9 protein-coding genes are annotated in these 12,269 nt (G+C 69.3%); 6 read left to right on the top strand and 3 right to left on the bottom strand.

The window, feature by feature from the left end:
* Positions 1-124: 124 nt before the first annotated feature.
* Together ACFC1X_RS38730 and ACFC1X_RS38725 are read right to left on the bottom strand one after the other, a co-directional pair.
* Complete coding sequence (locus tag ACFC1X_RS38730) at positions 125-376, bottom strand: hypothetical protein (protein ID WP_376363778.1); 252 nt, start codon at positions 374-376, stop codon at positions 125-127.
* Between the two features lie 79 nt (positions 377-455).
* On the bottom strand, positions 456-3,980 hold the full coding sequence (locus ACFC1X_RS38725) for an ALF repeat-containing protein (RefSeq protein ID WP_376363854.1): 3,525 nt from the start codon (positions 3,978-3,980) through the stop codon (positions 456-458).
* A 544-nt stretch (positions 3,981-4,524) separates the two neighbouring features.
* On the opposite strand from ACFC1X_RS38725, the gene ACFC1X_RS38720 reads away from it, so the two are divergent.
* The gene (locus tag ACFC1X_RS38720) at positions 4,525-5,034 is read left to right on the top strand and encodes a hypothetical protein (RefSeq protein ID WP_376363775.1); all 510 of its coding nucleotides are present in this window, start codon (positions 4,525-4,527) and stop codon (positions 5,032-5,034) included.
* A gap of 53 nt (positions 5,035-5,087) precedes the next feature.
* Positions 5,088-7,217 (top strand): FG-GAP-like repeat-containing protein, encoded by a 2,130-nt coding sequence (locus ACFC1X_RS38715; protein WP_376363772.1) that lies wholly within the window; start codon positions 5,088-5,090, stop codon positions 7,215-7,217.
* Positions 7,218-7,305: 88 nt separating this feature from the next.
* Here ACFC1X_RS38715 and ACFC1X_RS38710 read toward each other — a convergent pair whose 3' ends face one another.
* Positions 7,306-8,772: a regulator gene (locus ACFC1X_RS38710; RefSeq protein WP_376363769.1), complete on the bottom strand. Its 1,467-nt coding sequence runs from the start codon at positions 8,770-8,772 to the stop codon at positions 7,306-7,308.
* Positions 8,773-9,004: 232 nt separating this feature from the next.
* On the opposite strand from ACFC1X_RS38710, the gene lipB reads away from it, so the two are divergent.
* From lipB to ACFC1X_RS38690, 4 genes are all read left to right on the top strand, one after another.
* Positions 9,005-9,814, top strand: coding sequence for a lipoyl(octanoyl) transferase LipB (gene lipB / locus ACFC1X_RS38705; protein WP_376363766.1), 810 nt, complete (start codon positions 9,005-9,007; stop codon positions 9,812-9,814).
* Positions 9,815-9,969: 155 nt separating this feature from the next.
* The gene (gene lipA / locus ACFC1X_RS38700; RefSeq protein WP_376363763.1) at positions 9,970-10,923 is read left to right on the top strand and encodes a lipoyl synthase; all 954 of its coding nucleotides are present in this window, start codon (positions 9,970-9,972) and stop codon (positions 10,921-10,923) included.
* A gap of 231 nt (positions 10,924-11,154) precedes the next feature.
* A complete protein-coding gene (locus ACFC1X_RS38695) occupies positions 11,155-11,385 on the top strand; it encodes a hypothetical protein (RefSeq protein ID WP_376363760.1) in 231 nt (76 codons plus the stop codon).
* 79 nt (positions 11,386-11,464) lie between these two features.
* Entirely contained in the window at positions 11,465-12,169 is a 705-nt protein-coding gene (locus ACFC1X_RS38690) for a DUF4191 domain-containing protein (protein ID WP_376363757.1), read from the top strand.
* The last annotated feature ends 100 nt before the right edge of the window (positions 12,170-12,269 follow it).

The raw sequence follows: 12,269 nt of genomic DNA, 5'->3' as shown, positions 1-12,269 counted from the left end.
TGTTGTGGGGGGTGGGGGGGGTTGGGGTGGGGGGGGTGTGGGGGGGGTGTGGGGCGGTGTGGGGGGGGGCGGGGGGGGGGGCTTGCCCCACCGGGGGGCGCCGCCGTGGGCGGCCCCCCACCAGCTATTCCCCTGGCTGACCAATCCGGTCGTCGAGAAAAGAGATCAGCAGGATAAACAGCTGAGCGACTGCGCGACGCTCCTGGTCTTCGTTCAACTCCGACCAGTGCACGTTACTGCCAGGGAATGCCTCCTCTAGAACAAGCACCCTCCAGCCGAAACTAGAATCCTCACCCTTGCGAGCGAGGAGCCATTCAGTGAATCCGTCGAGCAAAGCGCCCGAGCAGCCCAGATCATACCCCTCAAGAAATGTCACAGTTGGATAGTAGGAATCATCCAAGCCGTACATCTCGGGTCGGGCACGAACCTTTTCTATGAAGTGGAGCACACTTGCTCTAGAATCCGAATTCAATTGCATCACCGTACAACCACTTGGACTTGTAAACATCGATGGCTTCACCACCCGACGGAGTGAAGGCATCGTAGACACGACCGTCTCGGACAACAACATAGTGGTGGGTCCAGCTCATGGTGTCCTGACCTCGATAGGGGCCGAAGTACCTTGGCGGGTCGAACCGCACTACCTCACCCCCTCCGAGACTGTCACGGATTCTTTCCGCACATGCCTTGCAGTCACCAGTTCGCGGAATTGCCGTTGCAGGACGCGGCATTCCTGGCACGTCGTGGGTTCCGCAGGGCAGCTCCGCAGAGGCTGCTCCCACTACCGCCGCCCGCATGGCGGACTTACTTGCTATCTTACATCCACGCTTGAGGAGTTTGAGTTTGTCGTAGGCGGCGTGGAGTGCTTTGAGTTTTGCGCCGATGAGGGCGTCTACGGCGAGGCTGCCGCAGTTGTCGAGGTCTTTCTTGGCGAGGCAGGCGGTGTAGTTGCTGAGGCCGGTGAGTTCCTTGGTAATGCCCCAGAGCTTTTTGCCTGCGGCGCCGATGGCGGGGCCTGCGGCTTCGATTTCGCAGAGGATTTCGTTGTGCTGGCACCAGCGGGCGTGTTTGACCGGGTCGCAGGGGATGTAGGCGTTCTGGCAGCGGTACTGTTCCCGGGCGCGGGCTCCGTTGTCGTTGATCGCCTTTTCCTTGGCGGCGACGGCGGCTTTGCGTCGGGCTTCTGCTTCTTCTTTCGCTTTGGTGACCGCGGCCTTGAAGGCGGCTGTGGCGTCGGCGAGTGCGGCGTCGGCGGACTTGCCGGCGGCGAGGGCGGACTGGCGGGCCCGGCTGGCGGCGTAGGAGGCGCTTGTCGCTTCGTTCTGGGCCCATTCCGCGGACAGGGTGGCGTCGGTGGCGGACCGGGCGGCGTCAGCGGCGGCGATGTCGGCGCTGTTGGCGGCGTTGCGTGCCGTCTTCGCGGACGCGGCGGCCTTGGCGGCGGAGCTTTCGGCCTCCTGGGCGTACTGTGCCGCCTGGTCGGCGTGGTCCTGCGCCTGTTGCGCGGAGTCCTTGGCCTTGTCGGCCCAGTCGGCTGCCTCGGTGGCCGCCTTGCGGGCGAGGGCGGCAACGCGCTGTGCCTCCGCGGCGTTCTTCTGCGCGGTCGCCGCGACACCCGCCGCGTCGCTGATCATCTTCTGGACGATCGCGACGTGGGTGGCCGCAAGCTGATCCTTGTTCATCGCCGTGTAGTGGCCGGAGACGATGAAGGCGTGCAGCATCTGGGGGGAACCGGCCAGCGCGACGCGGGCCGCGGCCTGCACTTCGGGGCCACCTGACTCGACCAGCTGAGCTGCCTGCACCCGCTCGTCCTCGGTCCGCTTGGCGAACTGGGTCTCGGTGAGGAACTCGCTGTGCTTCTTGGGGTCGTTGCTGTTCAGGGCGGCCCGGCCGGCCTCCTTGAGGATCGGTCCGGCGGTGGAGATGATCTGTGCGATGCCGGTTCGCATGTACTGGCTGCTGATCTCGTACTGGCCGTTGTCCACGAACTCGGTGACGGTGGCCGCGTCGCCGTCGAGAGCGGCCTCGGCGGCCTCGCGTACTTCCTTGACCGGGCTTTCCTCGGCGAGCCGCTCGACGTAGGAGCGGTCGTCCTGCTGTTGTGCCGTCCGCCAACCGTTGCGGAGCCAGTCGATGACGACCTCGTCGGGCCCGGCGAGGGCCGCCTCCGCCGCCGCGCGCCCCCACGGCGTGCCGTTCTTCATGGTGAGCACGGCAAGAGCGCGGCCCTCCTTCGCCACCGAGGGAAGGTCCGCACCGGGCTGTCCTGCCGCGGTGACCAGACGGTCGCGTTCGGTCTCCCGGTCCCGGTCGCCTTGTTCCAGGGCGGCTTCCGCCGCGGTCTGCTGCTCGTCATCGGCCTTGTAGTCCTTGGCCCGCTCGATACCGGCGTTCATCCGGCCCAGAAGCTCTTCGACCTCGACCTCGCGGGCAAGTACGAAGACCTGCCGCGCCTTGACGACCGCGGCACTGGCCGCGTCGGCGGCCTCGGTGGCCGCGTTGGCGTGCTCGGTCGACTTCGCGGCGGCCGTCGCTGAGTCACCGGCGTGATCGGCGGCGTCCTCAGCCGCGTCCGCGGCCTTCCTCGCGTGCCCGGCCGCTGATCTGGCCGAGTCCCGCGCCTGCCGCGCGGCCGTTGCGGCCTTGCGAGCCAGGGACTCGGCAGCCGCAGCGGCGCGGTTCGCCTCGGCCGCGTGCCTCTTGGCGGCAGCGGCCGCAGCACGAGCCTCGCGAGCCGCGGCACTCGAGGCGTTGGCAAAGCCGCCGGCCTCGACGGCCGCGTCGGCAGCGGCGTTCGCGTTCGAACCCGCGCTCAGCGCGGCCTTGGCCGCGTCACCGGCCGCCGTTGCCGCCGTCGATGCCTGGTCAGCCGCATCGGCCGCCTTGTCAGCACCCTCGGCGGCCGCACGCGCCGTCTTCGCCGCCTGACGCGCCGCGTCTGCCTTGCTCGCATCCGTGGCAGCGTCAGCCGCCGCACTGCGGGCACGAGAAGCCGCCTGAGAGGCACCCGCCGCCGCCGATGCCGCCTGGGACGCGGCGCTGGCCGCGACCCGTGCCGAACTGTTCGCGGCACGTGCCGAGTCGATGGCCTGCTGAGCGGCCTTCGCCGCCTGTGACGCAGCCTTGGCCGCACGAGAAGCGGCCCGGCCCGCGGCATCCGTGTCGTCCTTCGCGGCCTCCGCCTCACGTGCGGCAAGCAACGCGGCTTCCTTCGCCAGCTTCGAAGCCTCGACCGCCTTCTCCGACTCGGCCTTGGCCGCCTTGGTCTCCGCGGCAGCCTGGCGGCCCGCCTCCTTCGCCTGCGCGGCAAGCTGCTCGACAGTGGCGTGTTCCTGGTCCTTGGCCCGCGCCACGAACTGACCGACCTCAAGGAACTCAGAGATCTCCTCCGCCGTGCCGTTCAAAGCCAGCCGGCCGGCCGCCCGCACATTGGAGCCGCCCACACTCATGATCTGAACGAGCTGGACCCGCTCGTCCTCCCGCCGCTGCGTGTACTGGCCCTCCGTGAGGAACTTGCTCACATCCTCGGCCGAACCCGCCAGCGCGGCACGCCCCGCCTCCTGCACCTGAGGACCGCCCGCATCAACCACCCGCGCGGTCCACACCCGCTCATCCTGCTCCAACGGCGCCTCCCAACCCCAGGCGACGAAGGCCTTCACATCTTCGGGAGTCCCGGACAGTGCAGTCCTCGCGGCCGCGAGCGTCTCGGTCCCACCGAGGGACGCCATCTGAGCGGCATTCACCCGGGCTTCCTGCGTGACCAGTTCGTCGGCGACGGCCAGAAACGCTTGCAGGTCGGCGTCCTCACCCGTCAGCGCGGCTTCGGCCGCGGCCTTCACACCGGGGCCTCCGGACCTCCAGTAGTCGACGACTCGGCCCCGGTCCGTGGGAGACGCCTCCGCGAGTGCCGCCAGTGCCGCGTCAGAACCGATACTTGTCGCAGCTGAGGCGGGGCCCTGCCCAGCGCCCAACAACCCCATGACGAGCGCCAAAGGCAGGAGTGTCAGGGCGAGCACACGTGCCACTGGCAACCCTCTTCGGCGACTTTTCGGCACGCCATGTCCTATATACACAAACCTTCCCATCCGTCATGTCGCGCCCTTGGATTCCACACCAAGCAACCCCGACTACTCCATCAAGGCTTCACAACCAACGTGACAGCGTACTGTGTTGACGGACAATCACATATGCGACATACAGACTATGTAAGTAGATCTCCGACCAATGATGCCCGCCCGGGAGCCTCTTATCGGCCATCTGTGCAGGCGGCGTGAACAACAGGTGCGTATCGAATGATTGTTTGATACTCTTCAGCCCGATTGCCAGGGGGGCATCGAATGGCGGCGTTGAACGGTTGACTGAAAAGGCGGAACATTTCGCCGACGTGGAGCCAACTGCACAAGATGCACGACCATCCAGAGAATTGCTGTGGCTTCAGCATGCCTTCCTGGACCATGTCACTGACACTTTCGTTGCCAGAGTTCCTGCAACGAGAGTCAGCCCTGCATCCCAGGAGAAACCGCAATGAGACGCCGTACCAGGGGAGTTCTGACTTCCCTTCTCATCGCCGCTGCAGCAGTCACCGGCCTATCGTCCATGGCCTCGGCAGAAAACGGCACCGCTCCACTCGCGGCCGACGAGAAGATGCCGAGCGTCGTGGAAGACTTCAACTACCCGGGCGCGGACAGGATTCTGGCCGAGGAGGGTATCAAGCTGAAGCGGGGAGACGGCCGGATCCAGATGACCGAGTGCGACCAGACCCCTGACCAGATCATGGTCTACACCGTCGCGGACTCATCCGTCGGCCGCAAGGGAACGTACTGCTTCCGCGCCACGGCGACTTCTGGCTATCTCACCTTGGAACTGCCCCGTGTCTTCGCCTTGGAGACCAGCGAGCACCCCATCAGCGCGGACCTGACCGCAGAAGGTCAGACCCAGACGGTCAGCTTGGCCGAAGACGAATTCAAGAGTGTGGGTGAGGGGACGGTCGGCGGCGCTCACTCCGTGTTGGTCGAGATCCGTGTCACAGGCTGATGCACTTCTCGACCATTCCCCACACCACTTCGGATAGGAACGAGTACCGCATCATGTCCGCACCACGCTCACGCGTATCCCTGACGGCGGGTCTGGTCGCCACCGCGATCGCGGCCACCTGCCTCACGGTGGGTACCACGCAGGCCGCCACCGGCCCGGCCAGTACGGCCAACGCATACGGCTTCTCCGCACGTCTGCAGATAGGTGACGATCAGCGGGCCTGTACCGGCGTGCTGATCTCATCCCAGTGGCTGGCCACGGCAGCCAGCTGTTTCGCCGACGATCTCGGCAGCGGCGCGGTCGCGGCGGGGAAGCCCAAGTGGAAGACGACGGCCGTGTTTCCCGTCGACCCGAATCCCAATCTCCCCGGCATCAGCTGGCCCGTCGAGGTCGTCGAACTCGTCCCCCGCACCGACCGTGACATGGTCCTGGCCCGTCTCGAATCCCCCATGGGCGGTTCGCACACCGTCCCGTTGGCCACCACCGCGCCCACCCCCGGTGAGGAGCTGACGGTCGTCGGGTTCGGCCGGACCAAGGACGAGTGGGTGCCTCGCGCCCGGCACACGGCCAGCTTCACGGTCCAGTCCGTCTCCGGCACCACGGTCGCGATCGACGGCAAGACCGACGGCGACGCCATCTGCGCCGGCGACGCCGGCGGCCCTCTCCTGCGGCAGAAGGACGGCAAGTTCGAACTGGTCGCGCTCGCCAGCCAGTCCTGGCAGGGCGGCTGCTGGGGCTCCGACCCGGCCGAGACCCGTAACGACGCCATCTCCGCGCGGCTGGACAACATCGCCGGCGGCAACAGCCTGGCCCCCGGCGCCACCCTGCGCTCCGGCGACAGCCTCCTCGCCAACGCCGCCCGTCTCACCATGCAGGCCGACGGCAACCTGGCCGTCGTCTCCAACGCCGGCAAGGCCGTGTGGTCCACCGGCACCGCGGGCCACCCCGGCGCCACCGCCCGCTTCGACACGAACGGCAACCTCGCCGTCCTCGACGCCGACGGCAGCACCGTCCTGTGGGAGTCGAAGACCACCGCCCCCGGCGGCAAGGTCGTCCTCCAGAACCGCGGCAACCTCGTGATCCACAACGCCCAGGGCGCCTCCCTGTGGGCCGCCGGCACCGAGGTCCGCCACGACTACGACGGCGACGGCCGCAGCGACATGGCCGACTGGTACGACTACAGCAACGGCAGCGACGAGCTCCACACCTTCCGCGCCAAGGCCGACGGCGGCTTCAACAGCCCCGACCACGCGTGGAACACCGTGGCCGGAAACTACTCGGCCCAGAACATGAAGCGCTTCACCGGTGACTTCAACGGCGACGGCCGCGGCGACGTGGCAGCTTTCTACGGCTACTCCAACGGCGACGTCGGCCTGATCACCTGGCTCGGTCTCGGCGGAGGTTCCTTCTCCGAGCCGCAGCACTCCTGGAAGACCACCACCGGCTGGACCTTCGACCGCATGACGGCGAACTCCGGTGACTTCAACGGCGACGGCCGCGACGACGTCGCCGTCTGGTACGACTACGCGGACGGCAGCGACAAGCTGCACACCTTCCTCGCCAAGGCCGACGGCGGCTTCAACAACCCCTTCTCCTCCTTCACGCGCACCGAGGGCTGGTCGGCGTCGAGCATGAAGTTCGCCACCGGCGACTACAACAGCGACGGCCGCGACGACCTCGCCGCTCTCTACGGCTACTCCACGGGTGAGGTCAAGCTCATCACCTTCCCCACCACGGCCAACGGCGGCTTCGACAACACGGCCGTCCACGGCTGGAGCACCACCGGCTGGAACTTCGACGCCGCCAGCCTCCACTCCGGCGACTTCGACGGTGACGGCCGCGACGACCTCGCCGCCTGGTACGACTACGGCGACGGACACGACACCGTGATCGGCTTCACCGCCGACGCCACCGGCAAGTTCGCAGGCCGTACCGACCTGTGGACCACCGCGGCCGGCAACTACGACCGCAAGCAGATGAAGATCATCACCGGTGACTACAACGGCGACGGCCGCGACGACCTCGCCACCCTCTACGGCTACTCGGACGGCAAGGTGAAGACCATCACCTGGACCGCCAAGGCCGACGGCACCCTCAACTCCCCGCTGCACAGCTGGGAAGCCACCAGCGGCTGGACCTTCGACCGCATGCACGCGATCGAGCGCTACAACAGCCCCGCCTGATCAGCCCCACCAGGCAGCCCTCGGGCCCCGCCACCCCGCCAGGGGCCGGCGGGGCCCGTCGCCGTCCGCGGCGATGGCGGCGCCGCCATCACCCCAGTGCGGCGACCTTGTCCCGGTACCCGCGTGCCGGGGGCGCGTCGCGGTACGGCTCCAGGCGGCGTTCGAAGTCGCGGACGTACTCCGCGGCCCGCACCGAGCGCATCTCGGCCGCCTGCCCGGCTGCCTCGGCGGCCAGTTGGCAGGCCTGGTCGAGTTCGCCGAGGCCGAGGCGGGCGGTGGCCAGGACCACCCGGCAGAACAGCCGGCTGCGGGCGTAGACGGGTGCGCGCAGCTGCAGCGAGCGTTCCGCGTGCTGGGCGGCGGCGCGGAACTGCTGGAGGTCGCGGTGGCAGTGCCCGAACTCGTCGGCGAGCTGCGCCTCGTCGAAGAAGCGCGCCCAGTGCGGCACCTCGTCGCCCGGCCGCGCGGTCTCCAGCGCCCGCTCGGCGCGCACCAGGGCGGCGGTGCAGGCCCGCACCTCGCCGAGCACGCCGTGCGCCCGCGCCTCGGCGGCGTGCAGCAGTGTCTGCACGACCGGCGGCGCCGAGGTCCCGACGCCCTGCTGCGCCACCCGCGCGAGCTGCACGGCCTCACGCCCGTGGCCCAGGTAGACGGCCTGGCGGCTCATTGTGACCAGCACGTACGAGCCGTACGCCCGGTCGCCCGCCGCCTGCGACAGCCGCAGCGCCTGCACGAAGTAGCGCTGGGCGAGGCCGTGCGCGGCGATGTCGTACGACGTCCAGCCGGCGAGCCGGGTGAGATCCGCGGCGGCGCCGAACAGCCGGCGGCCGGTCTGCTCGCCGTAGGTGCCGCGCAGCATCGGTTCCAGCTCGTGCTCCAGGTACCGCACCAGCGCCTGCCTGGCGTGCCCGCCGCCGTACCGGTCGTCCAGGCTGCGGAACAGCTCGCCGACCGAGCGCAGCGCGGCGAGGTCGCCGCCGGTGACCTTCTGGCCGGGGCCGCGCTCGGCCGGGGCCCTGCGCCGGGACGGGTCGAGCGGGACGGCCGGGAGCCGGGGAGTCGCCGGGCGGCCCTGCGCCGGGATGCGGAGGGGCACCTCGGCGCGGGCCACCTTGTCGTCGGCGCGGCCGATCAGCCAGTCCCGGCTGGGCACGACGAGCCCGGCCGGGGTGAAGGCGATCTTCCGCAGTTCGGCGTGGCTGCCGGAGTCCTTGCGCCACAGGCCGCCGACGATGTCGACCGCCTCCTCCGGGCTCCCGGCGAACTCCAGGCCCGCGTAGACCGGCGCGCAGGCGTCCAGGCCGAGGTCCTGGGCGGTGAGGCGGCGGCCCAGGCGCCGGGTGAAGACCTCGGCGATCAGCGCCGGGGTGGTGCCGCGGGGCTGCTGGCCGCGCAGCCACCGGGTGACGGACGTCTTGTCGTATCTCAGGTCAAGGCCGTGTTCGAGTCCGAGCTGGTCGACGCGACGCGCGAGACCCGCGTTCGAGAACCCCGCTTCGGCGATGAGCGCGGCGAGCTGGCGGTTGGGGGTGCGCTGCGCGGGTCGTTCCGTCATGGTGCGGTGCGGTCTCCTGCCTTCCGGGCCGATCTGCCCGGAGCGCCTGTGAGCAGCCCTTATGGCCTCGTGAACGGCGTGAATGTAGCGGAGAGTAAACGCCCGATCGCAGGCTTCGAGCGGCATTCATCCGATCGTGTGAGGATTGCCCGCCCGGCTGACGACGAGCGGGCGGTCGTACAGTGGCTTGGGCACGCTTCGTGCCTGACGACCTTCCAGGGAGGCACTTGCCGTGAGTGAGCTGCGGTTCGTCCGAATGGGGTTCGATGCCGAACGCGTCGAGTACCAGGAGGCGTGGGACGAGCAGCGCCGGGTGCACGCCGCGCGGTTCGCCGACGAGGTCCCCGACACCGTGCTGCTCCTCGAACACCCGCCGGTCTACACCGCCGGCCGGCGCACCGAGGAGAGCGAGCGCCCGCTGGACGGGACGCCCGTGATCGACGTGGACCGCGGCGGCAAGATCACCTGGCACGGGCCGGGCCAGCTGGTCGGCTACCCGATCCAGAAGCTCCCGCGCCCGGTGGACGTGGTGGCACACGTACGGCGCCTCGAGGAGGCCCTGATCCGCACCTGCGCGGAGTTCGGCCTGGAGACCACCCGGGTCGAGGGCCGCAGCGGGGTCTGGGTCCTGGGCGAACCCAAACAGGAGACGGCGCGGCGCCCGGCGCTCGGCGGCCTCTCCCTGGACTTCGACCCCCGTCTCACGGACGACGAGTTCGACCCCCGCATGAACGGGCCCGAGTACGCCCCCTCCAACGCCGGGCAGCGCCGCGAGGACCGCAAGATCGCCGCGATCGGCATCCGGGTCGCCAAGGGCGTCACCATGCACGGCTTCGCGCTGAACGTGAACCCCGACAACAAGTGGTTCGACCGGATCATCCCCTGCGGCATCCGCGACGCGGGCGTCGCCTCCCTGGCGAACGAACTCGGCCGCGACGTGACCATCGAGGAGGTCCTCCCGGTGGCGGAACGCCACCTGCGGGACGTCCTGGAGAACGCGGACCTCAAGCCCCGGGTGATCGAGAAGGCACCGGCGGCATAAATCCAGCCCGTCCGGCGTTTGAGGACGAGGCCGTTCAGGCCGAAAGCGGGGGTCTGGGGGCGGCAGCCCCCAGCAGGGCCAGCACCCTCGCCGGCCACCAAATCAACGGGCGTACCCTGGGGCACGCCGAAGAATCAAACGCTAGGGAGCCGGTCGTGTCCGCAGTCGCACCCGACGGACGCAAGATGCTGCGCCTGGAGGTCCGCAACAGCCAGACCCCCATCGAGCGCAAGCCCGAGTGGATCAAGACCCGGGCGAAAATGGGCCCCGAGTACACGAAGATGCAGAACCTCGTGAAGGGCGAGGGCCTGCACACGGTCTGCCAGGAAGCCGGCTGTCCGAACATCTACGAGTGCTGGGAGGACCGCGAGGCGACCTTCCTCATCGGCGGCGACCAGTGCACCCGGCGCTGCGACTTCTGCCAGATCGACACCGGCAAGCCCGAGGCGCTCGACCGCGACGAGCCCCGCCGCGTCGGCGAGTCCGTGGTCACCATGGACCTGAACTACGCCACCATCACCGGCGTCGCCCGTGACGACCTGCCCGACGGCGGCGCCTGGCTGTACGCCGAGACGGTGCGCCAGATCCACCAGCAGACGGCGGAGCGCGCGGACGGCCGCACCAAGGTCGAGCTGCTCGCCCCCGACTTCAACGCGGTGCCGGAGCTGCTGCGCGAGGTCTTCGACTCCCGCCCCGAGGTCTTCGCGCACAACGTCGAGACCGTCCCGCGGATCTTCAAGCGCATCCGCCCGGGCTTCCGCTACGAGCGCTCGCTGAAGGTGCTCACCGACGCCCGTGACTACGGCCTGGTCACCAAGTCCAACCTGATCCTCGGCATGGGCGAGACCCGCGAGGAGGTCAGCGAGGCGCTGAAGCAGCTGCACGGGGCCGGCTGCGAGCTGATCACCATCACGCAGTACCTGCGCCCCTCGGTGCGCCACCACCCCGTGGAGCGCTGGGTCAAGCCGCACGAGTTCGTGGAGCTGAAGGAGGAGGCCGAGCAGATCGGCTTCTCCGGTGTGATGTCCGGCCCGCTGGTCCGGTCCTCCTACCGCGCGGGGCGGCTCTACGGCATGGCCATGGAGCAGCGTCACTCCGCCACCGTGTGAATTCACGCACAAGGCACTACTCGCCAGTAATGGCCGAGATTCCGCGGCCCCGACCGTCCTCGCAGATGAGGACACCGGTCGGGGCCGCGCGCCCGTTCCGGGCCCGGCATCGCGGCTTCACGTCCGTTTGACCGGCGGGTCACGCCCTGGTAACACCAGTCAGTGACCCTGGAATCACACCACGTACACCCGTCTCCGTACCCGGAGCCGTACCGAGGGGGGACCTCCACGATGCAGGCCGCGCCCGTTCGCCCCACCGCCGTTCGCCCCACCGCCGTCCGCGCCACCGCCATCCCGTCGTTCTCCACCGCGCTGCGGGCCGTCGAGTCGCTGCTGATGAGCAGCGGCCAGCGCACCGCCCGGCGCAACGCCTGGACCTCCGTCCTTGAGGACCGCCGCCGCGCCAAGGAGCGCATCGAGACGGAGCGGGTGCTCGGGCAGTCCGTCGCCGGCCGCCCCTGACCCCGGCGCCGGCCTCCGCCCCGACTCCCGCCGGACACTGCCGTCGTCGGCGCTTTCGGGGGCACGTAGACTTCGTGCCATGGCGAGGAAGGAACCGGCAGCGGACGCTGCGAATCCAGGGCGACTGAAGCAGATCGCTCTGACCTACAAGATGACCCGCAAGGCCGACAAGAAGATCGGTCTTGTGCTCGCGGGTGTCGGCATCGTCGTTTTCGGTGTCCTCCTCGCGATCGGTTTCTTGATCGGTCACCCCATCTATGCCGGCATCCTGGGCGTGCTGCTCGCCTTCCTCGCGACGGCGATCGTCTTCGGGCGCCGGGCCGAGCGGGCGGCCTTCGGCCAGATGGAGGGACAGCCGGGTGCCGCGGCGGCCGTGCTGGACAACATCGGCCGGGGCTGGAGCACGACCCCCGCGGTGGCGATGAACCGCAACCAGGACGTCGTGCACCGCGCGGTCGGCAAGGCCGGCATCGTGCTGGTCGCCGAGGGCAACCCGAACCGGGTGAAGTCCCTGCTCGCGGCCGAGAAGCGGAAGATGAACCGCATCGTCGCCGACGTGCCCGTGCACGACCTGGTGGTGGGCACCGGCGAGGACCAGGTCGAGCTGAAGAAGCTGCGCACGACCATGCTCAAGCTCCCCCGCGTCCTGTCCGGCCCGCAGGTCACCGTGACCAACGACCGGCTGCGCGCGCTGGGCGACCTGATGAGCAACATGCCGCTGCCCAAGGGCCCGATGCCCAAGGGCATGCGCATGCCCCGCGGCGGCAACCCGAGGCAGCGCTGACCTCGCAGGACCTCCCGCAGGACCTCCCGCAGGACCTCCCGTAGGACTCCCGTAGGACTCCCGTAGGACTTTTGAGACGCCGGTACGGCGATGGGGCGCC

This window comes from Streptomyces sp. NPDC056128 (assembly GCF_042263835.1).
Taxonomy (GTDB): Bacteria; Actinomycetota; Actinomycetes; order Streptomycetales; family Streptomycetaceae; genus Streptomyces.
The sequence above is the reverse complement of the archived record's forward strand: the minus strand, read 5'-3'. Positions and strand labels throughout refer to the sequence as shown.

What these genes read in the sequence shown, in the direction of transcription:
- ACFC1X_RS38725 (WP_376363854.1), bottom strand. Translation starts at nt 3,980, where the DNA reads ATGGGGTTGTTGGGCGCTGGGCAGGGCCCCGCCTCAGCTGCGACAAGT.
- ACFC1X_RS38720 (WP_376363775.1), top strand. Translation starts at nt 4,525, where the DNA reads ATGAGACGCCGTACCAGGGGAGTTCTGACTTCCCTTCTCATCGCCGCT.
- ACFC1X_RS38715 (WP_376363772.1), top strand. Translation starts at nt 5,088, where the DNA reads ATGTCCGCACCACGCTCACGCGTATCCCTGACGGCGGGTCTGGTCGCC.
- ACFC1X_RS38710 (WP_376363769.1), bottom strand. Translation starts at nt 8,772, where the DNA reads ATGACGGAACGACCCGCGCAGCGCACCCCCAACCGCCAGCTCGCCGCG.
- ACFC1X_RS38695 (WP_376363760.1), top strand. Translation starts at nt 11,155, where the DNA reads ATGCAGGCCGCGCCCGTTCGCCCCACCGCCGTTCGCCCCACCGCCGTC.
- ACFC1X_RS38690 (WP_376363757.1), top strand. Translation starts at nt 11,465, where the DNA reads ATGGCGAGGAAGGAACCGGCAGCGGACGCTGCGAATCCAGGGCGACTG.